The organism is Streptomonospora nanhaiensis (assembly GCF_026642255.1).
Classification (GTDB): domain Bacteria; phylum Actinomycetota; class Actinomycetes; order Streptosporangiales; family Streptosporangiaceae; genus Nocardiopsis; species Nocardiopsis tropica.
In genome coordinates this window covers 7,036,021-7,060,479 of the sequence record NZ_CP113264.1, presented here as the reverse complement: position 1 = coordinate 7,060,479, position 24,459 = coordinate 7,036,021, and the positions used below count along the sequence as shown (strand labels likewise).

Here is a 24,459-nt window from a genome sequence, read left to right as displayed (position 1 = left end):
TTCGACACTTCCGCACCAAGGGGTCCACAGCCATGCGCGTCCTGATCGTCAGCCAGGCGGAGAAGACCCACCTGCTGGGCCTGATCCCCCAGGCGTGGGCTCTGCGCGCGGCCGGGCACGAGGTGCGGGCGGCCAGTCAGCCGGCGCTGGTCCCGACCATCGCGCGCACCGGGCTGCCCGCGGTCTCCGTGGGCCGCGACCACCTGTTCCACCAGCTGCTGGTCACGCTGAAGGGCCTGGGCTTCGGGGACACCGCGGGCTTCGACATGGCCAGGAGCGACGCGGAGGCAGAGGGGCTGGAGTACCTGTCGGAGGGGTACCGCGAGTTCGTGCGCCTCTGGTGGCACCCGGTCAGCGCGCCGATGCTCGACGACCTGACCGACTTCTGCCGCTGGTGGCGTCCGGACCTCGTCCTGTGGGAGCCGACCACCTTCGCGGCCCCTGTCGCCGCCCGCGCCTCGGGGGCCGCGCACGCCCGGGTGCTGTGGGGGCTGGACGTCTTCTCCCGCACGCGGAGCCGGTTCCTGGGCCGTCTGGCAGAACTACCCGCCGGCGACCGCGAGGACCCCCTCGCGGAGTGGCTGCAGAGTTGTGCCGAGCGTGTGGGAACCGACTTCTCGGAGGAGCTGGTCTCCGGCCAGGCGACCCTGGACCCCTATCCCGCGGGGCTGCGGCTGCCGCCCGCCCCGGGGACGCGCCACATCCCCCTCAGATACGTCCCCTACAACGGCACCGCGGTGGTGCCCGACTGGCTGCGCGCCCCGGGAAGGCGCCGGAGGGTCTGCCTGACCCTCGGCTCCGGGACGCCGGAGAGGTTCGACGACCGGTACCGCCTGCCCTTGGGCGAACTCCTGGAGGCGATCGCCGAACTGGACGTGGAGGTCGTCGCCACGCTCTCGGCGGAGCAGACCGCCGGCCTCGGGAGCATCCCCGGCAACGTCCGCGTGGTGGAGCACGTCCCCCTGCACGCCCTCATGCCCCGCTGCTCCGCCGTGGTCCACCACGGGGGAGCGGGGACCTTCTGCACCGCGGTCGCCCACGGCGTCCCGCAGCTCATCCTCCCCGAGTTCGCCATGGCCCAGTACGCGTTCGACGAGTCGCTGCTCGCCGCCAACGTCACGGAGCTGGAGGGCGGGCTGACGCTGGAGGGCACGGACCTCACGGGCAAGGAGGTCACCCGCCAGGTGGGGCGGCTGCTGGACGAGCCCCGCTTCGCCGAGGGCGCCCGGCGCCTGTCGGAGAAGTCCCGGGAGATGCCGAGCCCCGCCGACCTCGTGCCCGTCCTGGAGGACCTGGCGGCCCGGCGCCGGGGAAACTGAGGCGTCGACGGGACCGGTGGTCCTGCCGGGGTCCACGTGATTCCAGGGGCTCAGGTGACGGTGTCCGCGGTCTCCCCGGCGCCCGCGCGAGCGGGACGCGCCCCCACACGGAGGACGGGCGGACGGAGAACCCCCGTCCGCCCGCGCCCCGCTGCGGTCACACCTGCTTCGGCGCCACCGCCTGCTCCTGGATCCGCTCCGCGATGAACTGGGTCAGGTCCTCGAAGCTCTCACCGGAGAACTCCGACATGTCCTCCAGGACGGACACGTTGTAGACGTCCTCCAGGGCCAGGACCAGCTGCACGATCGAGAACGAGTCCAGGTCGCTCATCTGCGAGGGCTCGGGGAGGTCGAACTGGGGCTCGTTCGACGTGAACATCAGGACGGTCATCGCCTGGACCTTGATCTGGGCCAGGATCTCGTTCCGGTCAACTGCGGCCATCGGTGCCGAACCTCTTCTCTGGGGTGGTGGGGGCGGGCGCTCTCAGTTGCTGCTCGGCGCCTGGGAGAGCCGCTGGACGAACTTGGCGCCGTAGCGCTCCCAGCGCGCGCGCTGGATGACGAAGTGCGAGGCGTCCTCCAAGCCGGGGGAGCGCGGAAGGCCGGCCGCGGGAGGGTTCTCCTCCATGACCATGGTCGGGTGGTTCCGCAGGCCGGTGGCCCTGTCCCCGGCGGACCAGAAGCGCACCTCGTCCACCGGCCAGGCCCTGAACGCGCGGTCCACGGTCAGCACGGTCGCCTCCAGGGCGATGCCGACCGCGTTCGACCCCTCGTCCACGACCACGTCCACCTGGATCCACCGCCTCTCGGTGTCCAGACGGGACAGCGAGCAGAACCCCAGGACGGTACCGTCGGCCGGGGAGACGGCGAAGAACTGCTCCGTGACGTCCGCCGTGTCGCGGGGGAGCGGCCGGACCAGGTCCTCCATTCCGGGGAATTCCCCGACGCCCTTCTCGGCCAGGGCCCGGACGACGCCCTCCGTTTCCAGACTCCGGGTGGGGGACAACCGGATCCTGCGCGTTTCCACGGGTTTTTCTGTCACGCTCTCCTACCTCGACTCTTTATCGGTTCGCGTCGGCGCCCTTCCCGGCGCACGGTGGGGAAAACCCATTCCCGGAACCCGGGGGCAAAGGGTGACGGGGCGCTCGCCGCGTGTCCCGCCAGCGGGACACGCGGGCTCGGTCCACGTACCTTAGTCGCCCTTTCCGTCCCGTTTCCGGACCGGACGCCCCGGGCCTCGGCACGGAGCGTCCGCGGTGGCGTCCCGCCCCGCGGGGCGGCCCCGGGGCGTGCCGGGCGGAGGGGCCGGCAAGACCCGGATCACCAGGCATCCGTCGCCCTCACGGTCCGGGGTGTCCTGCGTCCGGGAGGCCGGGGGAGCGGCGCCGGAAGGACCGGCGGCACACCGCGGCGGCATCGGCCGGGCAGGCCCTCCGTCCAGGCCGGCGCCGGGGAGGAGAGGGCTCCCGCCGGGCTTGTCGGCGACGGCGGGGGTCATTGGCGGAACCGGCGCCGTGCGGGGAATGGGCGGCTCGGAGGAATCGCCCCCGGGAAAATCGGCACAGATTCCCGGCGAGTGCGCTGTTATCGTGATGCAGTCCTGGCCACAAAGGTCGGACGGAGTCGCGGCGGGGTCACGGTTTGTTCCGAGGCCCCGGCCGGGATTCCTTTCTCCTGAAAGGTGAAAAAATGGCCGTGAGCGAAGTTCTCGACCTGCAGGTCCTCGAGTCGGAGTCCCTCCTGGAGGAAGGCGTCCTCCTCAACAGCGGCCTCAGCCTCGTGAGCTGCAGCTGACGTCGTCCCCCCGGGCGGTGACGGGCCCCGGTAGGGGGTCCGCCACCGCCGCCTGAGGAGAGAAGGGTTGCCGCGGCCGGTCCTCCGGTCGCGGCAACCCGCCGCTTCGGGCCCGTCCCCTACGCGGTGACGGCGCCGCGGAAGCGCCAGACGCCCAGCGTCAGCAGGACCGCCGCGTACCCCAGGAGCACGCCGATGTGCGGCAGCACGTCCGTGAGGGTCGCCTGGTTGCGGATCAGCTCGCTGAAGGCGTCGTAACCCCACGCGTGCGGGGTGAGGAACGCGATCGTCGTCATCGTCTCGTCGAACGACTCCAGCGGGAGCATGGTCCCCCCGAGCGCCCCGGCGCCGAGGCTGATCCCCACGGCCGCGGCCAACGCGCCCCCCTCGGTCCGGGCGAGGCTGCCGAGCAGGAGCGAGGCTCCGCTGCTGACGAGGCAGAAGGCCGTGACCACCAGAGAGGTCGCCGGCAGGTCGCCCCAGTCCACGCCGAACATCAGGGCCGATCCGAACAGGATCAGCAGCGCCTGGGTCAGGGCGATGAGGAACCGGCCCAGGGCCTCGCCCAGCACGATGGACCCCGCCGAAGTGGGCGACGCGTACATGCGCCGCAGCACCCCCGAGCGTCTCGCCTGCACGATGCCCAGGGACGTGGTCAGCGCCGTGATGAAGGTGTAGAGCAGCAGCAGGGGCGGCGCCGCGAGGCTGTGGGAGGAGAGGCCCTCGGGGAAGGTGGCGTCCCCTGAGGTCGTCACCTCCACCTCGATGCCGGACACCTCGGTCTCCGAGGCGTTCTCCAACCGCTCGTCGAACCCGTCGTCCCGGACGGACCCCGTCACCTGCGCGGTGCTCAGGAGGGAGGACTCCCGGGTCACGACCGAGCGCACCCAGATGCCCACGTCCGCGGCGGCCAGATCGTCACTGCGAGTGACGAGTTCCAGCTCGGCGCGCTCGCCGTCCCGGATCCGGTCCTCGTAGTCGTCGGGGATGACGAGCCCGGCCTGGACGTCGCCGCCCTCGACGAGGTCGCGCATCTCGCCCTCGTCCATGTGCAGGACGTCGATCCGCTCGTCCTCCTCCAGCGCGTCGACCAGGCGGTCGGCGAGCCCTGCCTGCGACGGGGAGGAGACCGCGAGCACGGGCTGACCCCCTCCGTACATCAGGCCCATCATGAAGACCATGAGGAAGGGGAGCAGCAGGACGAAGAAGATGTTCGTCCGGTCCCGGAACACGCGACGGAGGTTGAGGACCCCGATGATCAGCGGCTTCATGCGTTCACCATCCGTCCCATACGAAACAGCGCGACGGTGGTGCCCACGAGGCCGAGGGCGAGGAGCACCGCGCACGGAAGGAGGACCACGTCGAGACCTCCCGCGGAGAGTTCGCCCAGTCCGAGGAGGAACCACCGGTGGGGCGTCAGGTAGCTGACGATCGCCAGGCCGTTGAGCTGCGAGATGGGGAACAGCGCTCCGCCGAACACCCCGAGCAGCATCGCCAGGACCGACAGCCAGTTGGCGGCCTGCTCCGAGCTCCGGGCGAAGCTCGCCACGGCCGCGGTGAGGCCGATGACGGCCGTCACGCCCGTGAGGATCAGCGCGCCGGCGCCCAGGGGGTCGCCCCAGTCGGCGCCGAAGAAGACCGAGGTCGCGACGGCCAGCACGGCCATGTTCGCGAGGCCGATGACCAGGCCGCTGGTGAGCTTGGCGATCAGGATCGCCCCGCGCGGGATCGGACTGGCCAGCAGGCGGGCCAGGGTCCCGCCGGCCTTTTCGTCGAAGATGCTCGTGACGCTGAACATCGCCGCGAAGAAGACGAAGAAGAACGCCATCGAGGCGGAGTAGTAGGTGGCGTTGCCCAGCTCCCGCCACTCCAGATCCGCGTCCTCGGACAGGACGAGAGGCGCCTCGGCGGCCTCGGCCTCCTCCAGGAGGAGGGCCGCGTCCTCGGGGCTCGGCTCAGAGTCGAAGCCCGACGCGACAGCGAGGCGGATGCGCAGGTGCTCGGTCGCGAAGGCGCGGCCGATCTCCCGGGCGATGTGGGTCGCGACGGGGGCGTCGGCGTCCCCGACGACGGTGAGCACCGCGTCGTCGCCGTTCTCCAGGGACTCGGTGAAGTCCTCCGGGACGAGGAACGCGGCGTCCACGCCGCCGTCCTCGACCAGTGCGCGCGCCTCGTCCTCGGTGTCCGCCGTGGTCAGTTCCAGGACCCCGTCGTCGGCCAGGGGCCGCAGGGCCGCGTCGACGAACTCCTGGCCGAGGGAGCCGGCGTCGCTGTCGACGACGACGTACTCGGAGCCCGTCTGCCGGGAGGTGTCGTCGCCGAGCAGCATGTTGAAGAAGAAGGCCACGCCGAGGGGCAGCAGGAGCCCGAAGACCAGCAGGCTGCCGTCCCGGAGCCGCTGGCGTACGTCCTTGGCCACGATGGCCGCGATCATGGTGAGCGTGTTGGGTCCGTTCGACATCGCTACTCCCGGAGTCCCTTCCCGGTGAGGCTGAGGAAGACGGCCTCGAGGTCCGGTTCCTGGACCTCGACCGACCGGATCCCGGCGCCGGCCCTGGTGAGCGTGTCCAGGATGAGGGGGAGGGCGTCCCTGGCGTTGGAGGTGAGGAGCCGGACCTGTGTCCCCTCGGAGGACACCTCGTCGATCGGCTCCAGCGCGCGCAGGACGTCCAGCACCCTCTCGCCGGGGGCGTCCAGGGTGATCAGGACCGTGTCGTCCTCACCGACCTGCGAGACCAGCTCACGCTGCGTGCCCTCGGCCCGGATCTTCCCGGCCTCGATGATGCCGACGCGGTCGCACAGGCGCTCCGCTTCCTCCATGTAGTGCGTCGTGTAGAGCACCGAGACCCCGCCCCGGGTCAGCGTGTGGACGCTCTCCAGGATGGAGTTTCGGCTCTGCGGGTCCACGCCGACCGTCGGCTCGTCCAGAATGAGGAGTCGGGGGCTGTTGAGCAGGCCGAGACCGATATTGAGACGGCGTGCCATTCCGCCCGAGAATTGGGATACGGCCTCACCGGCGCGGTCGGAAAGGCCGACCGTTTCCAGGACCTCTTCGGTCTTGGTGCGCGCCTCGGATTTCGACAACCCGTAGAGTCGGGCGAAGAAGCGGAGATTGTCGCGCGCGCTGAGGTCGTGGTAGAGGGCGAGCTCCTGCGGGACGAAGCCGATCAGGGACTTGCTTTTCCTGTTCGTCACGCTGTGCTCGATGCCGTCGACCGTGATCGACCCCGAGTCGCGCTCCAGGATGCCGGTGATCATGCCGATCGTGGTGGACTTGCCCGCCCCGTTCGGCCCCAGGAGGCCGTAGGTCTCACCTTCCTCGATAAAGAAGCTGACATCGTCCACCGCCTGGTTCTTGCCATATCTCTTGCTCACTCCCCTGACTTCCAGAATGGGCACGGGTGCTCCTCAAATTCTCGGTGCCTGCGTAGATCCGCCGGGGCGTGCTGAGTCGGAATCGTGCTTCTCCCCCACCGTCTCCGGGAGATTGTTCATGGAGAGCTTTCCCGTGCTGCGCCCGGTGCCGGGTCAGTGAACCATAGGAAGGGGCGCGGAGTGATACCGGCGCCATTTCCGCAGGTATTCGCCCCGGGGTTCGGTGCGGGGTCGGAGCCGGTCAGCGCCGGTCGGTGAGGGTGTGGGCGAGGTCGGCGGGGGAGGGCATGGCTGCCATCTCCTGGCGCAGGGCCTCGGCGGCTTCGGTGTGGCGGGGGTCGTCCAGGAGCGCTCGTACCCCGGCGGCCACGGCGTCGGGGGTGACCCGGTCGGGGTCCAGCACCCGGGCCGCACCGAGACCGGCCACGGACGAGGCCAGCAGGGACTCGTCGAACGTGGGCCGGGGGGAGACCAGCTGGGGCACCCCGTGCGCCAGCCCGGTCAGGACGGTGCCCGTCCCCCCGTGGGTGATCATCGCGGCGCAGGTGGGGGCGAGTGCGTGCAGGGGCACGTACTCGACCAGACGCGTGTTGGCGGGGACGGCGCCGAGCTTGGCCTGCTCGTGGGCGGGCAGGGTGGCGACGACCTCCGCGTCCAGGTCCGCCAGCCCCTCCAGGACCATGGGCACGTCCACCCCGAACCTGCCCAGCCACGCCGCCGTGCTCGTCCCGAGGCAGAGCCCGACACGGGGGCGTTCCGGCGGGGTGCGCAGCCAGTCGGGGACCACGGCCCTGCCGTTGTAGGGCACATAGCGCACGGGCAGGTAGTCCAGGTGGGAGGGCGTGTCCACCCTCAGGGACGCGGGGACCTGCTCGATGGTGGCCTGTCCGTGGACCAGCTCCTCGGAGTACTCGACGCCGTACCGGGCGGCGCGCGCCCCCAGCCAGGCGGCCAGGGGGTCCTCCCGGTCTGTCTCGGGCTGCTCGGCCATCCGCGCCAGGAACCGCGCGCGCACGGCGCCGAAGACGTCCGCACCCCAGGGATGGCGCACGTGGGCCGCCCCGCACGCCTGCGCCGCGATCGCGCCGGAGAAGGTGATGGGCTCCCACACGACCAGGTCGGGCCTCCACTCCCGGCAGAACGCCACCAGGTCGTCCAGCATGGGGTCGTTCACCATCCGCCACCACCAGGTGACGACCTGCCTGTAGTCCTCCAGCTCCTCCGCCCAGGGGCGCTGCCCGCGCCCGCTGCCGAAGGCGGAGAAGAGGGGCACCCCTCCGCGCAGCCCGTCGAAGGAGGAGCGCGCGGTCAGGTGCCGCCAGAAGCCGTGGTCCCGGCCGACCGGGACGAACGGCAGACCGGTGTGCCGGACGACGGATCCCAGGGCGGGCTGGCTCGCCACCCGCACCTCGTGCCCGGCCGCGCGCAGGGCCCAGGCCACGGGGACCAGGCTCAGGAAGTTCGTCTTCTCTGCCAGGGACGCCACGACGACGCGCACGGTGGGCTCTCCTCGGGTCGCGGCCGACGTCGGCGCTGGGGGGGGTTCGGACGACGCGCGGGGCATCCCGCGGCGCGGCGCCATGTCTACCAGTTCCGGCCGGGGCGCCACCCGCCCCGAACCGACCGCCCGGGTGGACGCGCCGGGTCCCCTCCCCTAGTCTGCCGAAGCGCTTCGAGGAGGTGCGGGACGTTGCGTGTGCTGTTGACGGTGGCTGCGGAGAAGCCGCACTTCCTGGGGATGGTGCCCCTGGCGTGGGCCCTGCGCGCGGCCGGGCACGAGGTGCGGGTGGCGAGCCAGCCCGCCCTGGGGCCGACGGTGGCGGCGACGGGTCTGCCCTTCGTCCCGGTCGGCCGGGACCACGGCTTCTGGCGGACGATGAAGGTCTTCGACCTCCACGACACCCTGAACGACGCCCCGCTGTTCGGGCGGGTGACCGCTCCCGACGACGAGGTCTCCTGGGAGTACCTGCTGGAGGGCTACCGCACGGTCGTCCCGTGGTGGTGGCGGATGGTGAACGACCCCATGGAGCAGGACCTGGTGGCGCTGTGCCGGGAGTGGAGGCCCGACCTGGTCGTCTGGGGATCGGTGAGCTTCGCGGGGGCGATCGCGGCGCAGGCGTGCGGGGCGGCCCACGTGCGCTACCTGTGGGGCGCCGACATCTTCGCCCGCACCCGCCGCCGCTTCCTGGCACGGATGGCCGAGCAGCCCCCGGCCGAGCGGGAAGACCCCCTGGCCGCCTGGCTGGGCGCCCGCGCCGCCCGCCACGGCGTCGAGTACTCCGAGACCCTGGTCCACGGACAGGCCACCATCGAACAGATCCCCGCCTCCCTCAGGGTCCCCACCCCCCACGACCTCACCTACCTGCCGATGCGCTACGTCCCCTACAACGGCAGGGCCGTCGTCCCCCACTGGCTGCGCACCCCGCCCGAGCGCCCCCGCATCGCCCTCACCCTCGGCACGACCCTCATGGGCCAGGACAGCGGGGGCAGGGCCCTGTTCCGCGCGCTGCTGGAGGGGTTGGCCGGCCTGGACGCGGAGGTCGTGGCGACCCTGCCCGCCCGCGAACAGGACGCCCTCGGCCCCGTCCCCGCCAACACCCGCCTGACCGAGTACGTGCCCCTGCACGCACTCGCCCCCACCTGCGACGCCATGGTCGACCACGGAGGATGGGGGACGGTCCTGACCGGGCTGGCACACGGCGTTCCGCAGGTGATCGTCCCCAGCTGGTTCGACGACCCGATGCTCGCCGACATGCTCGCCGACGGGGGAGCGGCCATCACCGTCCCCCACCGGGCGATGACCGCGGAGACGATCAGCCGGTCGGCCTCCCGGCTCCTGGACGACCCGTCCTTCGCCCGGGGGGCCGCGGGCGTGCGCGAGGCGATGGCGGCCCTGCCGTCCCCGGCCGAACTCGCGGACGCGCTCGTGGGACTCACCCGCGGCTGAACACCGGGCCGGTCAGCCGGTGACGGCCTCCGCCGCGCTCCGGCGGACGCGGTCGACGAGGTCGGCCAGCTCCAGGACCGGCGCCGCGTCCACCGGCGCCACCCCGCGGACACCGTCGGCGAAGGCGTCCAGGAGGTTGCGGAACTGGTGGTCCGGCTCCGACACCAGGTCCTCGGTGCCCGCCCCGGTCCGCAGCTCCAGGGTCGGCCGCAGTGTCTCCGGCGGGGTGAAGGCGCGGTCCAGCCGGACGGCGCCCGCCTCCCCCCAGACCGTGTACTCGTTGCGGTAGTGCAGCCCGAACCCGAACCCCACCTGCGCCGTCCCGCCGTCCGGGGCACGCAGCAGCACCGAGCCGCGCACGTCCACCCCCGTGTCGGCGCCGCGCTCCAGGACCGCGCCGCCCACCCGGAGCCCGTCGCCCCACAGGAACTGCGCCAGCGCCAGCGGGTACACGCCCACGTCCAGGAGCGCCCCACCGCCCAGCGAGGGGTCGTGCCGGATGTCCCCGGGAGCGCGCTCGGGCACCCCGAACTCGCACATGAGCGCGCGCGGGCGCCCGATCGCGCCCTCCGAGACCAGCCGCCTCAGCTCGTGGTGCTGCCGGTGGTACCGGAAGGCGAAGTTCTCCATGACGGTCAGGCCGCGCCGCCCGGCCTCGGCCAGCAGTTCGGCCGACGTGTCGGGGCCGACCGTGAGGGGTTTCTCGGAGAGGACGTGCAGACCCGCCGCCAGGGCGCGCCCGACCCACTCGTGCCTCAGGCCGACGGGCAGCGGCACGTACACGGCGTCGAGGTCGTCCCGCGCGAGGAGATCCGCGTAACCCGTGACCGCCTCGCCGCCGAAGCGGTCCGCGAACCGGCGCGCCTTGGCGGCGTCCCGGCTGGCGACCGCGACGAGCCGCACCGAGGGCGTCGCCGCGACGGACGGCAGGACGCGCCGCCACGCGATGTCGGCGCAGCCGAGCACCCCGAGCCGCACCGGTGCTCCCGTGCTTCCGAGCGTCGAGGACACACGACCTCCCTCGTGTCGGCCGGCTCCCGAGCGCCGGCTGCCGCGGCCCACTCCGGTCGCGCCGCCGCACATACTGCCAGAGCGCGACGGAGGGGGACACCGCCGTACCCGGGCCCGGCCCGCCGGGGGCCGGGCGGTCCCCGTTCCGCCGGAGCGCGCGGGCACCGGCCCCCGCGCGGCGGGGGCTTTCGCGGAACATGCCCTAGTGTGTCCGGCGCCGTGCCGGGGCGCACAGACCCCGGACGGCCGAGATCCGGTGTCCACGGGGGCGGTCGGCGGCGCTTGCGCCCTCCCGCACCGCCCGCCCAGGAGGGGAGAACCACGCATGGAGACGAGTGACGAGGCCGCGGCCGTGCTCGACGCGGTCCGCGCCTACCACCGGTCCAGGCGGACCGAGCGCGAGTTCGTGCCGGGCGTGACGGAGATCTGGCCGTCCGGCGCCGTCCTGGACGAGGACGACCGGGTGGCGCTCGCCGAGGCCGCCCTCGACATGCGCATCGCGGCGGGCCGGAGCGCGCGCCGATTCGAGTCGGTGTTCGCCCGGAGGCTCGGGCGCCGCAAGGCCCACCTGACGAACTCGGGGTCCTCCGCCAACCTGCTGGCGCTGTCGTCCCTGACCTCCCACCTGCTGGAGGACGAGCGCCTGCGCCCCGGCGACGAGGTCGTCACGGTGGCGGCGGGATTCCCCACGACCGTCAACCCCATCCTCCAGAACGGGCTCGTGCCCGTGTTCGTGGACATCGACCTGCGCACGTACAACACGACGGCGGAGCGCGTGGAGAGGGCGATCGGCCCCCGCACCCGGGCGATCATGATCGCCCACGCCCTGGGCAACCCCTTCCAGGCCCGGGAGATCGCGCAGATCGCGGAGGACCGGGGCCTGTTCCTCGTCGAGGACAACTGCGACGCGGTGGGCTCGTACTACGACGGGCAGGTGACGGGGTCCTTCGGCGACCTCTCCACGGTCAGCTTCTACCCGGCCCACCACATCACCATGGGCGAGGGCGGGTGCGTGCTCACGTCCAACCTCCTGCTGGCGCGCGTCGTGGAGTCCATGCGCGACTGGGGCCGCGACTGCTGGTGCGAGCCGGGGGAGAGCGACACCTGCCGGAAGCGCTTCAGTTACCAGCTGGGCACCCTGCCGCAGGGGTACGACCACAAGTACACGTTCTCGCACGTGGGCTACAACCTGAAGGGAACCGACCTCCAGGCCGCGCTCGGCCTCACCCAGCTGGAGAAGCTGGACTCCTTCGGGGAGGCCCGGCGGCGCAACTGGCGCCGGATGCGGGAGGGCCTGGACGGGGTGCCCGGCCTGATCCTCCCGGAGGCCACGCCGGGCAGCGATCCGAGCTGGTTCGGGTTCGTCGTCACCGTCGATCCGGAGGCGCCGTTCGGCAGGGCGGAGCTGGTCCGGTTCCTGGAGTCCCGCAGGATCGGCACCCGGCTGCTCTTCGCGGGAAACCTCACCCGCCACCCCGCCTACCTCGACCGCCCGCACCGGGTGGCGGAGAACCTGGACAACAGCGACATCGCCACCGACCAGACGTTCTGGACCGGGGTCTACCCGGGCCTCACGGACGAGATGATCGACTACGTGGTCTCCTCCATCACCGAGTTCGTCAAGGAGCGGGGCGCTGTCGCCCCCTGACCGGGGCCCCGCCCGCGGTCGCCGAGGGGGCGGCCGGGCGCAGACCCCGACGGGACGCCCCTGCGCGAAGGGCGCGCCGCGCGGTCGGCGGAAGCCCGGCGGCCCCGGCGCGTCCCGCGCCCGGAACGCGCCGGGGCGCGGCTCACGCGGACGGCAGGTGCTCGGGCATCCGGAAGTAGATCATCGGGTTGTCCCTGCTGGTGCGCACCGGCTCTCCCAGGCCCAGCTCCTCCTTGAGCTCCAGGAGCGCCGTGTACGGGGCGGGCGCCCTCCTGCGGGACGGCGTGAAGAAGTCCGTGCCCGTCCTCCGCAGCCACGCCAGCACGACCGCCCCCTCGGTCAGCGGCAGGGCCCGCCTGCCGTGGAAGACGTCGTGGACGCTGACCGGGGTCCCGGGCGCGACCCGGGGGAACAGCTCCGACAGGTACCACCGCGCGAACCGGCCGTTGTGGGCCGCGTCCACGAACAGGTAGCCGATCCCCTCCGGAACCCGGGACATGTTCTCCCGGATGTCGCCCTTGTGGAACTCCCAGCGGCCCAGCGACAGCTCGGAGGGCACGTTCGCCACCACGTTGTCCACGATGTCGAAGGAGTGCAGCGTCCCCGTCCCGTTGTCGCGCAGCGCCGACAGGATCCAGGTCGTGGACCAGCCGTGGAACGTGCCCAGCTCCATCACCGTGTCCGGACGGGTCTCGCGCAGGAGCAGGTAGGTGATCTCCGCTTCCAGGTCGTCGAGCTGCGGGGTCATGCGGTCCCGCGTGGCGCGGTGGAACGCGCGCTGCGCGTCGCGCACCTTCGCCAGCGGGTCGCGGTACTTGCGGTACAGGTCCCCGATCAACGACAGGCCGATGTCCCCCATACCGCTCCCCGGTTCGCTCCGTGTGGGTCCGGTCCTCACCGTATCGACCCGGGGGGCGTCGGGCACCGGAAACAGGGCGCCTTCCCTCCCGGCGGGTCGCGGTCGGCGCCGGCGGGGCCGCACGGCCGACCGACCCGTCCGCGCCCCCGGCGGCCGGGGCCGGGAGCCGTGCCCGGCGGAACTACACGCCGTCCGCGGAGGAGGACCGGGAGTCCACCAGGACCTGGATCCCGTCCAGGACGCGCTCCAGCCCGAACGCGAAGTCGTGCTCGGCCGGGTAGACGGTCCGGTGCTCCCGCCCGACGGAGCTTCCGACGCGGGAGGCCGTCGGATAGTCGCTGTCCCTGATCAGGGAGGCGAGGACCGGGCCGTGGGCGCGCCACCACTGGCCGTCGGTCATGCCCGACGCCCGCTCGGTCTCGCCGACCGCGACGGCCTGGGCGGCGGCGCCCTCCGCATAGCTGTTGACCAGGCTGACCGTGGAGTCCATCTCCCCGTCGGTCAGGCCGAGGCCGTCGACCGCGGAGAGCTCGTACTCGTACTTGGCGACGAGGTTGGGGCCCAGCAGGCGCCCCCGGGAGGCCTGGAGCATCCACGGGTGGCGCAGGAACAGGCGCCAGTTCGCGTGCGCGATGGCGCCCAGCCGGTCCCGCCAGCCGTCGGGCCGTCCGCCGTCCGCGTGCAGGCCCGCGTAGGCGGCGTCGAGCATCAGGTCGATCAGCTCGCCCCGGCCCGGGACGTAGGTGTACAGGGACATCGTGCCGACGCCGAGGCGCTCGGCGACCTTGCGCATGGACAGCGCGGCGAGCCCGTCGGCGTCGGCGAGCCCGGAGGCCACGGACACGATCCGGTCCACGCTCAGGTCGGGCTTGTTGCGCCTGCTGGTGGGCTCCTGGGTACGCCACAGCAAGGCCAGGCTGCGCGCGGGGTCGCCGCTCGTGGTGTGCTGAGTGGACATTGACCGCCCTGCTCTTCCGGTCCGGTGCCCGGTCAGTGTACGGCAGGGCGGTCACGCCGGGTGGCCGCCGGTTGCGGGCAGCCCCCGGGCCCGCGGCACGGGGGGACGGGCTCCCGGTGCGCGGTCCCCGCGAGGGCGGTCAGTCCCGGCCGAGGAAGGCGTCCCTGTGCTCCTCGGCCCACGCCGCGAACCCGCGGGCGGGCCGCCCGGTGACCTCCTCGACGGTGGGCAGGGGCCGGGTTCCCACCTCCGGGGGGTCCGCGGCCAGCCGGGCGGCGAAGCCGATGTACTCCTCGTCGTGGCCCAGGGCGCGCAGCCGCCCGGCCTCCTCCTCGGGGCTGGTCCGGACCAGCGCGATCTCCCGGCCGACCGCCCGGGAGAGCACCGCCACCCGCTCCCCGGGGGTCAGCGCCTCGGGGCCGGTGAGGGGGTAGGCGCGGCCGCCGTGTCCGTCCTCGGTGAGGGCGGTGACCGCCACGGAGGCGATGTCCGCCTCGTGCACCAGGGCGCTGGGGTGGGTGCGGACCTCCCTGACCACGCCCTCCTCCGCGACGGACCCGGCCCAGTCGAGGGTGTTGGCCATGAACTCGACCGGGTGCAGGAGCGTCCAGGAGAGGGGGCTCGCGGCCAGGGCCTCCTCGACGGGACCCGGGTGGAAGTCGCACAGGACCGTCACCCGGCGGACCCCCGCCCGTTCGGCGAACTCGACGATCTGCGGCGCCGTGACGAGGGGCGCGTAGTCGTCCCCGCCGAACGTGATCAGGTGCAGGCCGACCACCCCCTCCAGATGGGGGACGAGGCTGTCGGGGTCGGTGAGGTCGCCGCGCACCGCCCGCGCTCCCTCCGGGAGACGGGCACGACCGGGATCGCGGGTGAGCGCGCGGACCGGGAACCCGGAGCCGAGCAGCTGGTCGACGACGTGGCGGCCGACGGTTCCGGTGGCGCCCGCGACGAGGAACGTCATGGCTCTCTCTCCTCCAGTGGGGGGCGGCGGGGGCATGCCCGCCTGTCTCGTATGGCGTACAGTACACCGTACGGAACAGGGTGCGGGAGAGCGGCGGACCACTGGGGCGCGCGGCGGCTCAGGCGGAGGCGGCGGGGCACCCGGCCAGGTGGTCGTCGACCACCCCGACGGCCTGGAGGTAGGAGTACACGATCGTGGTGCCGACGAAGTTGAAGCCGCGCGCCTTGAGGTCCTTGCTGACACGGTCGGACAGCGGGGTGCTCACCGGGACCTGTGACGGCTCGGTGAAGCGGTTGACCACGGGCTCGCCGTCCACCCAGCCCCACAGGTAGGCGGCGAAGCTGCCGTGCTCCTCGCGCACCCGCTCGAAGGAGCGGGCGTTGCGCACCACCGAGGCCACCTTGAGCCGGTTGCGGACGATGCCGGGGTCCGCGAGGAGCCGGTCGGTGTCCTCCTGGCCGTACCCCGCGATCCGGGAGCGGTCGAAGCCGTGCAGCGCGCGGCGGTAGTTCTCGCGCTTGCCGAGCACCGTGGACCAGGAGAGCCCGGCCTGGGCGCCCTCCAGCACGAGCAGCTCGAACAGGTACGCGTCGTCCCGGGACGGCCTGCCCCACTCCTCGTCGTGGTAGGCCTTCATCAGGTCCGGCGCGTTCCGGGCCCAGGCGCAGCGCTGGTCCTGGTCGGGCATGGGTGCTCCTCGGTGTCGACTGCGGTCACCGCATTGTCGCGGAGACCGCCGACCGTCCGGGGCGGGGTCCTTCCCGCCCCGGGCGCGCGGGAGCTCCGCCCGCGGGGAGGCGCGCCGGGGCGTCCGGCGTCCGCGGGCGGCCCCGGAGGGAACCGGCCCGGCGGGTCTATCGTGGAGCGCGGCCACGGCCTTCCCGTGGCCGTCCCCCCCGGTGCGCGCGGGAGCGCGCGGGAAACGGAGTCCGAACCCCATGGACGTCATCGCCGTACCGGACGAGGCCGCCCGGCTCCTGGCCGACGTCGGGGCGCCGCCCCGCCTGGTGGCGCACGGTGACCTCGTCCACGGAGCGGCGGTCGCGCTGCTCGCGTGGCTGGCCGACCGCCACCCCGGCCTGCCGGTGGACGCCGGGGCCGTCCGCTTCGGCGCCGCCGTGCACGACATCGGCAAGACCGGGCATCCCGGGGAGCTGACCGGGCCGGGGCGCCTGCACGAGGCGGCGGGGGAGCGGCTGCTGCTGTCCCGCGGCGTGCCCGCGCGTCTGGCCGGGTTCTGCGCCACCCACGGGGACTGGTCCGCCGAGGGCCGGACGCTGGAGGACCTGCTGGTCAGCCTCTCCGACAAGATCTGGAAGGGCGCTCGCGTCGAGGGGCTGGAGCTCCTCGTCACCCGACGGTTGGCGGAGGCTGCGGAGTTGCCCGCCTGGGAGGTCTTCGCGTCCCTGGACGACGTGCTCCGGGAACTGGCCGACGGCGCGGACGCCCGGCTGGCACACCAGGCCCGCCACGCGGTGGCCCCGCCCGGCACCGGGGGATAGGGCACTCCGGCGCGCTCCGCCCGCCGCCGACCACGCCGCGGCGGCGGGGGCCGGGCACCTCCGGCGGGCGGCTCCCGCCCCTTCGGCGGGTGTCCGCCCGCCCGTGCCCGGGGGCGCGGGGCCCGGAGAACCGGCCGGCCGGGAGGGGCGGCCGAGGCCGCCCGCCGTGCGCCTCACCCCGTGAGGAATGATCTCCGGCGCCCTTGTGTTCTCTGGACCGTAGTACGTACAGTACGGCGTACGGTAAAGGGGATCGGCTGTCGGAGAGGAGATCACCGTGGAGACGACCGGGGGCGCGGTCACCGCGCGGGGCCTGGGGAAGCGCTACGGACGGAGCTGGGCGCTGAGGGGGTTCGACCTCCATGTGCCCGTCGGCAGCGTGTGCGGGCTGCTCGGCCCCAACGGGGCGGGCAAGACCACCGCCGTGCGCGTGCTCACCACGCTGCTGCGCGCCGACGAGGGCACGGCGAGCGTCGCCGGACACGACGTGGCCGCCCACGGGGACCGGGTGCGCCGGAGTATCGGGCTGGTGGGACAGAACGCGGCCGTCGACGAGGTGTTGAGCGGGCGCCAGAACCTGGAGATGTTCGGCCGCCTCCACCACCTGGGCTCCCGGCGGGCCGCCGCGCGCGCGGACGAGCTGCTGGAGCGGTTCCGCCTGGCCGACACGGGGAGGAAGCCGGTCGGCGCCTACTCCGGCGGCATGAGGCGCCGCCTCGACCTGGCCGCGAGCATGATCCTGGCACCGCCCGTGCTGTTCCTGGACGAGCCCACCACCGGACTCGACCCGCGCAGCCGCGACGAGGTGTGGGGCGCGGTCCGCGAGCTGGTCGCGGGCGGCACGACCGTCCTGCTCACGACCCAGTACCTGGAGGAGGCGGACCGGCTCGCCGACCGGATCTCCGTGGTCTCCTCCGGCCGGGTCGTCGCCGAGGGCACCCCCGGGGAGCTCAAGTCCCGGCTCGGCGGCGACCGCCTCGACCTGGTGGTCCGCGACCCGGCGGCGCTCGCCGGGGCGGCCGGCATCGTGCGGCGGGTCGTCGGCGCGGAGCCGGACACCGACGTGGAGAACCGCCGGGTCGGCGTCGGCGTGGAGGACCGGGTCGCGGCGCTCACCGAGGTGGTGCGGGCCCTGGAGGAACAGCGGATCGGCGTGGAGGACGTCGTCCTGCGCCGCCCCACCCTGGACGAGGTGTTCCTGCACCTCACGGAGGCCGAGGAGGAGACCACACGATGAACGCGACCGCCGCTCCGTCCGCTCCGTCCGCCGCAGGCCCCGCCCACGGGGAGGCCGGCGGATTCGCCGCCCGCGTCCGCTGGGCGGTCGCGGACGGGTGGACCATCACCCGGCGCGACGTCCTCCACTGGCTGCGCCGTCCCGGACAGCTCGTCGCGGGGCTGCTCTTCCCCGTCATGATGCTGCTGATGTTCGGGTTCCTGTTCGGCGGGGCGATGACCGTGCCCGGCGGCGGGGACTACCGCGAGTTCCTGATGCCCGGCATGTTCGCCATGACCATGGTCTTCGGCGTGGGTGAGACGGTCACCGCCGTCTCCCACGACATGGCGCGCGGCGTCACCGACCGTTTCCGCTCCATGCCCATGGCGCCGTCCGCCGTCGTGGTGGGGCGCTGCGCGGCCGACATGCTCAGGTCCGCGATCACGCTGGCGATCCTCCTCGGCTGCGGCCTGCTGGCGGGGTGGCAGTGGAACGGCACCGGGGGCGAGGCCGCGGCGGCGGTCGGCCTGCTCCTGCTGCTGCGCTTCTCCCTGGTGTGGCTCGGCATCTACGTGGGCCTGGCCGTCCGGGGGGAGGGGGCGGTCACGGCCGTGCACACCCTGGAGTTCCCGCTGGGGTTCCTGTCCAACGCGTTCGCGGCCACCGCGACCATGCCCCTGTGGCTGGGGACGGTCGCGGACTGGAATCCGCTGTCCTCCACCGTCACCGCCACCCGCGAACTGTTCGGCAACCCGGGCTGGGGCGGTGAGACCTGGATCGCGCAGAACGCGCTGCTCATGGCGGTGGTGTGGCCGCTGGCCATCGTCGCGGTCTTCTTCCCGCTCTGCGTCCGGCGGTACCGCGACATGGCCGGGTAGCCGGGGCCGCGCCACGGCGGGGAGGCCCGGCGGCCGGACACCGGATCGGCCGCCGGGTCACCCGTACCGGCCCGCCCGCCGGTGGGCCGCGTCGTACAGGGCGAGGTACCGGCGTGCCCTCGCCTGCCCGGCACTCGCGAGGGGGTGCAGGCACAGGAAGCCGATGAACATGAGGACGGTGTGCACACCGGTCGCGAGGCCGTTCAGGTCCTCCTCCAGGAGGGACCGGACGGTCCCGTAGAGACCGACCGAGACCACGAGCGCGCCGCACACGACCGACACGGTGACGACGGCGGACCGGAACGGCGGAGGCAGGAAGGCGGCTTGTGCGAGAAGCGCGTCCGACACCGCCCGTGCGACCTGGTCGGTGCGGGCGTCGGAGCCGATCAGCCCGTGCCGGACGAGGGCCTGTGCGGCGCGCAGGTCCTCCGGCGTCGTCCACGGGGGGATCCGATCCGGTGGCGGCCAATGGTTCACCATGGTGTACACCAGGGCCGACCCCATGAGCGGCGGGACGGCCACCAGGGCGAGGACGCCGACCGTGTCGGCCCAGGCCTGGACGGTCCGGGCCCAGGCCATGCCTCTGAACAGGCCGAAGGGACCCTCCGCCTCGGCGGCGACGATCATCGTCGCGCCGTTCCCCACCATGACGGCGAGGGCCGCACCCAACAGGACGAACCCGATGACGCGCCGCCGCCGGTACGCCCGGGCGTAGCTCCCGGCGGTCCGGGGCGGGACCCGGCCCGGCTGCGCGGACGGCGGGGGGTGTGGGGGATGGTGCACAGGGGCCTCCGGGGGCGTCTGCGGGGGAGTGCGGCCGGTCCGGAGCCGCGCGTGCCCGGGGCTCGGGAGGGGGAACGGGAGCCGTCCCTCCCCGCCTCGGACGTCCGGGCGGGGACCCCGGTTCCCGGAAACCCCGACGGGACAGCGGTTCCAGGCGGGAGCGTGCGCGCCCCGGGCGGAACCGGTGTGACAGCGCGGGCAGGCCGCGATAGAACGGCACCGGCATTCCCGGCACACGTGTCCATTCCAGGCACACGGACCGCCAGGCCGACGCGCACGAATCACGAGGAGCCCGAGCCTTGACCGACAACCCGTTCTTCGCTCCCAGTGGTCTGCCCTACCAGCTGCCCGACTTCGCGAGCATCCGCGAGGAGCACTTCCTCCCGGCGTTCGAGCGGGGCATGGCCGAACACCTGGCCGAGGTCGACGCGATCGCGAACGATCCCGAGCCCCCGACCTTCGACAACACGCTCGCGGCCCTGGAGCGGTCCGGCAGGACCCTCCGCCGCGTCGAGGCCGTGTTCCGCACCCTGGCCGGCTCGGACGCGACCGACGGCATCAGGGAGATCGAGAAGGAGATCGCCCCGAGGGCCGCCAACCACCGGGACGCGATCTCCCTCCACCGCGCCCTGTGGCGGCGGATCGAGCAGGTCACCGCCTCGGGGCCGGAGGAGACCCGCCTCCTGGAGCGGTACAGGACCGACTTCACCGCCGCGGGGGCCGACCTCACGGAGGAGCAGCAGGCCGGGCTGCGGCAGCTCAACGAGGAGCTCGCCGGCCTCGCCACGGAGTTCGCGCAGAACGTGCTCCGCGCCTCCTCGGAGTCCGCGCTCGTCGTACACGACCCCGCACTGCTCGACGGTCTGGACGAGGCCCAGATCAGGGCGGTCGAGAAGGACGGGGAGTACGTGCTCCCCCTGCTCAACTTCACCGTGCAGCCCGCGCTCGCCCAGCTCACCGACCGCGCCACCCGCGAGCGGCTGTACACCCTCAGCACGGAGCGCGCCCCGGAGAACCTCGGTCCCGCCGCGCGGATCGCCGCGCTGCGGGCCGAGCGGGCCGACCTCCTCGGCCACCCCGACCACGCCTCCCTCAAGGTCTCCGACCAGACGGCGAGGACCGTCGGGGCGGTCGAGGAACGGCTCGGTCAGCTGGTCGGACCCGCCGTCCGCAACGCCGAGAAGGAGGCCGAGGCGCTCGCCGAGCACGCCGGACACCCCGTCGAACCGTGGGACTGGCCCTTCTACGCCGAGAAGGTCCGACTGGCGCGCCACGATTTCGACAAGGGCGCCCTGCGGCCCTACTTCGAGCTGGACCGGGTCTACCGGGACGGGGTCCTCCACGCCGCCACCCTCCTCTACGGCGTCACCTTCGCCGAGCGCACGGACCTGCGCGGCTACCACCCCGACGTGCGCGTGTGGGAGGTGTTCGAGGAGGACGGGACCGGGCTCGGGCTGTTCCTGCTCGACCCCTACGCCCGCCCCACCAAGCGCGGCGGGGCCTGGATGCACAACCTGGTCGACCAGTCGTTCCTCCTGGACGAACGGCCCGTGGTGGTCAACAACCTCAACATCACCAAGCCCGCGTCCGGGCCGACGCTGCTCACCCTCGACGAGGTCCGCACGGCCTTCCACGAGTTCGGCCACACCCTGCACGGCCTGTTCTCGGCGGTGCGCTTCCCCCGCTTCTCGGGCACCGGCGTCCCCCGCGACTTCGTCGAGTTCCCCTCCCAGGCCAACGAGATGTGGGCGCACCGGCCGGAGGTCCTCGCCAATTACGCCAGGCACCACGAGACCGGCGAACCCGTGCCCGCCGAGCTCGTCGAGAGGATGGCCGCGGCCACGCGGTTCAACCAGGGCTTCGCGACCGTCGAGTACCTCGCGGCGGCGCTGCTCGACTGGTCCTGGCACCGCATCGGCGCCGGAGAGGCCGTGGACCCGGCCGCCTTCGAGGAGCGGGCCCTGGAGGCCTGGGGCCTCGGCCTGGCGCAGGTGCGCCCCCGCTACCGCACCGCCTACTTCATGCACGTGTTCTCCAACGACTACAGCGCCGGCTACTACTCGTACGTGTGGAGCGAGGTCCTCGCCGCGGAGGCCGTGGAGTGGTTCACCGCCAACGGCGGCCCCACCCGGGAGAACGGTGAGCGCTTCCGGGAGCGGGTGCTCTCGGTCGGCGGGAGCACCGACCCGATGGAGGCCTTCCGCGGCTTCCTCGGCCGCGAGCCGCGGATGGAGCCCCTGCTGCGCCGCCGCGGCCTGGAATAGGCGGAGGGGACCGGGACCCCCGCCGCGGGGGCCGGAGGCGCCGGGCCGGGGGCTCAGGACGCCGACGGCCCCGGCGGCTCCGGCCGGTCCGGAGGGCCTGCCGAGGGCAGGCGCACCGTGAAGACGGTCCCCTCGCCCCGCACGCTCTCCACCGAGACCGACCCGCCGTGCAGCTCCACCAGGCCGCGCACGATGGCCAGCCCCAGGCCGCTGCCGCCGGTGCGCCTGTTGCGCGACTTGTCCGCGCGCCAGAACCGGTCGAACACGTGCGGGAGGTCCTCCCGTGCGATGCCGACCCCCGTGTCCTCCACCTCCACGACGACGTCGCCGCCGGAGCCGTCCCGGGGCGGCCCGCCCGCCGGGCCCGCGATCCCGTCCGCGCGCCGCACCCGGACGGCGACCGTCCCGGGGGCCGGGGTGTGCCGCAGCGCGTTGCCCACCAGGTTCCCGACCATCTGGCGCAGCCGGGTCCGGTCGACCACGGCCACCGCGTCCTCCACCTCCACGACCAGCCGCAGCCCCGCCGTCTCCGCCCGCAGGCGCTGGCCGTCCACCACCTGCGCCGCCAGGGCGCCCACGTCGACCGGCTCCGGGGACAGCCGCAGCTTCCCCGCGTCCGCCAGCGCCAGGTCCTGGAGGTCGTCGATGATGTCCTGGAGCAGGAGCGTCTCGCCGACCAGCATCCCCATGCGCTCCCGGTCCAGGTCCGCGACCCCGTCCTGGGCGGCCTCCAGCCAGCCCCGCAGGTTGCTCAGCGGTGTCCGCAGCTCGTGGGAGACGTCGCTGACCATCGCCTTGCGCTGGTCCTCCAACCGCGCCAGGTGCTCCGACATCTCGTTGAACGCGGCCGCGAGCTGCCCGATCTCCCCCGAGTCGCTCACCTCGACCCGCGCCGTCCCCTGCCCGGCGCGCATGCGCCGCACGGCGTCGGTCAGCGCGCGGACCGGGCGGACGAGGCGGGTCGACACGGCCACGCTCACCACCACCGTCAGCACCAGTACCAGCAGCACCACCCCGGCGACGCGCAGGAGGCCCTCGCGGGACAGGGACAGGCCGGTCTCCGGCTCCTCCGACGGGTCGTCGATGAACAGCAGCGCGGCGGGGGCCACGTAGGGATCGAGCTGTTCGCGGACACCGGAGTCGAGGCAGGCGGAGGTGCGCGCGTCGAACCTCGGGGGCGCGGGAGGGGACGGCTCCTCGGACGGCGGCGAGGCCACGGGGTCGGGGGCAGGGGAGGGCGCCGGGGCCTCCTGGCCCGGGGCGATCGGCGCCTCCGGGAGCCCGGGCGGAGCCGGCTCCTCCACGGGCGCCTCGACCGATTCGCCGTCGGCGGGCTCCTCGCTCGGAACGGCGGGCACGCCCGGGTCGGTCCCGGAGTCCCCGGGCCGCTCCTCCACCGGTTCCCGGGGGGCGCGCGCCTCGTCCGCCGCCGGCGGGGCCCCGTCCCCCACGGGCTCGGCCACCGGGACCCCGGCGGCGCCGTCCATGCGGAACTCCGCCCCGGGCAGCCCGCCCTCCCCGAGGTCGAGGCAGGAGGCGACCAGGCGGTTCAACTCCGCCAGGGCCTCCCGCTCGCTCCCGGTCGGCTCGTCCAGCGCGTCGAGCCCGCAGTCGGACCACACGGCGTCGTCCACCGGGTCCCCGGTCACGGCGGGCCGACCGCTCGGGCCGGCCTCCACCTCCGCGGCCAGCCCGTACACCCCGCTCAGGCAGGCCGCGCCCGACTCCGCGACCTCCAGCAGCCGGGACCGGTCCTCCCGGGGCAGGGCGAACGGTCCCACCGCGCGCGGGTCGATGCGCCCCGCGAGGTCGGACGCCAGCGTGACGTCCACCGCCAGCGGGTCGATCACCGAGGACGTGCGGTGGGGGAGCGGCCGTTCACCGCCCGCCGAATCCGCCAGCAGGCCGTGGCTCTCGGTCGTCAGGGCGATCCGCCGCCCCGTCTCGTCCGCCAGCTCCTCCACCGTCGACCCCACCCCGTCCCACGCGGGGTGGGTGGCCGCGTACGCGACGAGGGTGTCGTGGATGCGGGTGTCCACCGCCAGGGTCTCGCCCTGCTGGACGCTGATCGACTCCGACGTCCCCTGCACCGCCAGCCAGGCCGTCGCGGTGATCGAGCAGACCGCCACCAGCACCGAACTGGCCAGGAGGCGCGCCAGCAGGCTGTGCCGCAGGGCTCCCCCGGCCCGGGGACGCGCCCGGCGGCCGCGGGCCCGCGGGGCGTCCCTATCCCGGCGACGTGCCATCGCCGGCCCCGACGAGCTTGTAGCCGACGCCGTAGACCGTGACCAGCCGCACCGGCTTGCGGGGGTTCGGCTCCAGCTTCTTCCTCAGGTTCTTCACGTGGACGTCGATCGTGCGCTCGGTGATGAACCGGCTCATGCCGTGGATGTACTCCAGCAGCTGGGCCCGGGTGAGGACCCGCCCCGGCCGGGCGGCCAGCGCGGCGAGCAGTTGGAACTCGGCCGGCGTGCACTCCACCGGCTCGCCGTCCACCCGCACGGCGTGCCGTGACGGGTCCACCGCGACCGGGCCCGCGCGCAGCACCCGGTCCGGACCGTCGGGGTCCCGCCGCGACCGGCGCAGCAGCGTGCGCACCCGCGCCATCAGCTCACGCGGGCTGTAGGGCTTGGTCACGTAGTCGTCCGCGCCCAGGTCCAGGCCGGTCAGCAGGTCCTCCTCGGTGGAGCGCGCGGTGAGCATCAGCACCGCGACGTCCGACTCCGCGCGGAGCGTGCGGCACGCCTCGAGGCCGCTCATGACCGGCATCATCACGTCCAGGACGACCAGGTCGGGCCGCTCGCGGTGGTGCTCCTCGACCGCGGCGCGCCCGTCGTGCACCACGCGGACGAAGTGGCCCTCGTGCTCCAGGTAGCGACGGATCAGGTCGGCCTGGTTCACGTCGTCCTCCGCGACCAGCACATGCGCGCACACGGCGACC

Annotated in this window: 22 protein-coding genes; 8 read left to right on the top strand and 14 right to left on the bottom strand. The window is 73.6% G+C overall.

Translation table 11 applies throughout. The features are described 5' to 3' along the window. The first annotated feature begins 32 nt into the window (after positions 1-32). Positions 33-1,319, top strand: coding sequence for an activator-dependent family glycosyltransferase (locus tag OUQ99_RS30530; RefSeq protein ID WP_267947208.1), 1,287 nt, complete (start codon positions 33-35; stop codon positions 1,317-1,319). Between the two features lie 157 nt (positions 1,320-1,476). On the opposite strand, the gene OUQ99_RS30525 is transcribed toward OUQ99_RS30530, so the two are convergent. Continuing rightward, a complete protein-coding gene (locus OUQ99_RS30525; protein WP_267947207.1) occupies positions 1,477-1,761 on the bottom strand; it encodes a hypothetical protein in 285 nt (94 codons plus the stop codon). Between the two features lie 42 nt (positions 1,762-1,803). After that, positions 1,804-2,361 (bottom strand): GNAT family N-acetyltransferase, encoded by a 558-nt coding sequence (locus OUQ99_RS30520; protein WP_267947206.1) that lies wholly within the window; start codon positions 2,359-2,361, stop codon positions 1,804-1,806. Between the two features lie 647 nt (positions 2,362-3,008). Between OUQ99_RS30520 and OUQ99_RS30515 the strand changes: the two genes are divergently transcribed. Next, entirely contained in the window at positions 3,009-3,113 is a 105-nt protein-coding gene (locus OUQ99_RS30515) for a SapB/AmfS family lantipeptide (protein ID WP_267947205.1), read from the top strand. A 119-nt stretch (positions 3,114-3,232) separates the two neighbouring features. Here OUQ99_RS30515 and OUQ99_RS30510 read toward each other — a convergent pair whose 3' ends face one another. The 4 genes from OUQ99_RS30510 to OUQ99_RS30495 all read right to left on the bottom strand — a co-directional run bounded on the left by OUQ99_RS30510 (position 3,233) and on the right by OUQ99_RS30495 (position 7,986). After that, a complete protein-coding gene (locus OUQ99_RS30510) occupies positions 3,233-4,384 on the bottom strand; it encodes an ABC transporter permease (RefSeq protein WP_267947204.1) in 1,152 nt (383 codons plus the stop codon). Next, positions 4,381-5,574, bottom strand: coding sequence for an ABC transporter permease (locus OUQ99_RS30505; RefSeq protein WP_267947203.1), 1,194 nt, complete (start codon positions 5,572-5,574; stop codon positions 4,381-4,383). The genes OUQ99_RS30510 and OUQ99_RS30505 overlap by 4 nt, the downstream gene beginning before the upstream one ends. Before the next feature lie 2 nt (positions 5,575-5,576). Continuing rightward, complete coding sequence (locus OUQ99_RS30500) at positions 5,577-6,512, bottom strand: ABC transporter ATP-binding protein (RefSeq protein ID WP_267947202.1); 936 nt, start codon at positions 6,510-6,512, stop codon at positions 5,577-5,579. 217 nt (positions 6,513-6,729) lie between these two features. Continuing rightward, complete coding sequence (locus OUQ99_RS30495; RefSeq protein WP_267947201.1) at positions 6,730-7,986, bottom strand: activator-dependent family glycosyltransferase; 1,257 nt, start codon at positions 7,984-7,986, stop codon at positions 6,730-6,732. Positions 7,987-8,178: 192 nt separating this feature from the next. Between OUQ99_RS30495 and OUQ99_RS30490 the strand changes: the two genes are divergently transcribed. Beyond that, positions 8,179-9,435 carry an activator-dependent family glycosyltransferase gene (locus OUQ99_RS30490; protein ID WP_267947200.1) on the top strand — a complete coding sequence of 419 codons (1,257 nt, stop codon included), beginning with the start codon at positions 8,179-8,181 and terminating at the stop codon, positions 9,433-9,435. 12 nt (positions 9,436-9,447) lie between these two features. On the opposite strand, the gene OUQ99_RS30485 is transcribed toward OUQ99_RS30490, so the two are convergent. Continuing rightward, positions 9,448-10,446 (bottom strand): Gfo/Idh/MocA family protein, encoded by a 999-nt coding sequence (locus OUQ99_RS30485; protein ID WP_267947199.1) that lies wholly within the window; start codon positions 10,444-10,446, stop codon positions 9,448-9,450. A gap of 325 nt (positions 10,447-10,771) precedes the next feature. Between OUQ99_RS30485 and rfbH the strand changes: the two genes are divergently transcribed. Next, a complete protein-coding gene (rfbH, locus tag OUQ99_RS30480; protein ID WP_267947198.1) occupies positions 10,772-12,094 on the top strand; it encodes a lipopolysaccharide biosynthesis protein RfbH in 1,323 nt (440 codons plus the stop codon). 142 nt (positions 12,095-12,236) lie between these two features. Here the strand turns inward: rfbH and OUQ99_RS30475 are convergent, their stop codons facing one another. From OUQ99_RS30475 to OUQ99_RS30460, 4 genes are all read right to left on the bottom strand, one after another. Next, a complete protein-coding gene (locus OUQ99_RS30475; RefSeq protein WP_267947197.1) occupies positions 12,237-12,953 on the bottom strand; it encodes a class I SAM-dependent methyltransferase in 717 nt (238 codons plus the stop codon). Between the two features lie 181 nt (positions 12,954-13,134). Next, positions 13,135-13,911 (bottom strand): TetR/AcrR family transcriptional regulator, encoded by a 777-nt coding sequence (locus OUQ99_RS30470; protein ID WP_267947196.1) that lies wholly within the window; start codon positions 13,909-13,911, stop codon positions 13,135-13,137. 139 nt (positions 13,912-14,050) lie between these two features. Continuing rightward, positions 14,051-14,875 carry an SDR family oxidoreductase gene (locus tag OUQ99_RS30465; protein WP_267947195.1) on the bottom strand — a complete coding sequence of 275 codons (825 nt, stop codon included), beginning with the start codon at positions 14,873-14,875 and terminating at the stop codon, positions 14,051-14,053. Between the two features lie 118 nt (positions 14,876-14,993). Then, positions 14,994-15,563, bottom strand: coding sequence for a DNA-3-methyladenine glycosylase I (locus tag OUQ99_RS30460; RefSeq protein WP_267947194.1), 570 nt, complete (start codon positions 15,561-15,563; stop codon positions 14,994-14,996). A gap of 250 nt (positions 15,564-15,813) precedes the next feature. Here OUQ99_RS30460 and OUQ99_RS30455 point away from each other — a divergent pair, with 250 nt between their 5' ends. From OUQ99_RS30455 to OUQ99_RS30445, 3 genes are all read left to right on the top strand, one after another. Continuing rightward, the gene (locus OUQ99_RS30455) at positions 15,814-16,377 is read left to right on the top strand and encodes an HD domain-containing protein (protein WP_267947193.1); all 564 of its coding nucleotides are present in this window, start codon (positions 15,814-15,816) and stop codon (positions 16,375-16,377) included. A gap of 277 nt (positions 16,378-16,654) precedes the next feature. Beyond that, positions 16,655-17,614, top strand: coding sequence for an ATP-binding cassette domain-containing protein (locus tag OUQ99_RS30450; protein ID WP_267947192.1), 960 nt, complete (start codon positions 16,655-16,657; stop codon positions 17,612-17,614). After that, positions 17,611-18,471, top strand: a complete 861-nt coding sequence (locus OUQ99_RS30445; RefSeq protein WP_267947191.1) for an ABC transporter permease — start codon at positions 17,611-17,613, stop codon at positions 18,469-18,471. The genes OUQ99_RS30450 and OUQ99_RS30445 overlap by 4 nt, the downstream gene beginning before the upstream one ends. Positions 18,472-18,528: 57 nt before the next feature. Here the strand turns inward: OUQ99_RS30445 and OUQ99_RS30440 are convergent, their stop codons facing one another. Next, positions 18,529-19,254: a hypothetical protein gene (locus OUQ99_RS30440; RefSeq protein ID WP_267947190.1), complete on the bottom strand. Its 726-nt coding sequence runs from the start codon at positions 19,252-19,254 to the stop codon at positions 18,529-18,531. A gap of 299 nt (positions 19,255-19,553) precedes the next feature. Here OUQ99_RS30440 and OUQ99_RS30435 point away from each other — a divergent pair, with 299 nt between their 5' ends. Next, positions 19,554-21,518, top strand: coding sequence for a M3 family metallopeptidase (locus OUQ99_RS30435; protein ID WP_267947189.1), 1,965 nt, complete (start codon positions 19,554-19,556; stop codon positions 21,516-21,518). A 53-nt stretch (positions 21,519-21,571) separates the two neighbouring features. Here the strand turns inward: OUQ99_RS30435 and OUQ99_RS30430 are convergent, their stop codons facing one another. Both OUQ99_RS30430 and OUQ99_RS30425 read right to left on the bottom strand, forming a co-directional pair. After that, positions 21,572-23,764, bottom strand: a complete 2,193-nt coding sequence (locus OUQ99_RS30430; RefSeq protein ID WP_267947188.1) for an ATP-binding protein — start codon at positions 23,762-23,764, stop codon at positions 21,572-21,574. Further along, positions 23,745-24,452, bottom strand: a complete 708-nt coding sequence (locus OUQ99_RS30425) for a response regulator transcription factor (RefSeq protein WP_267947187.1) — start codon at positions 24,450-24,452, stop codon at positions 23,745-23,747. Before OUQ99_RS30425 ends, OUQ99_RS30430 begins: the two co-directional genes overlap by 20 nt. Between the last annotated feature and the right edge of the window lie 7 nt (positions 24,453-24,459).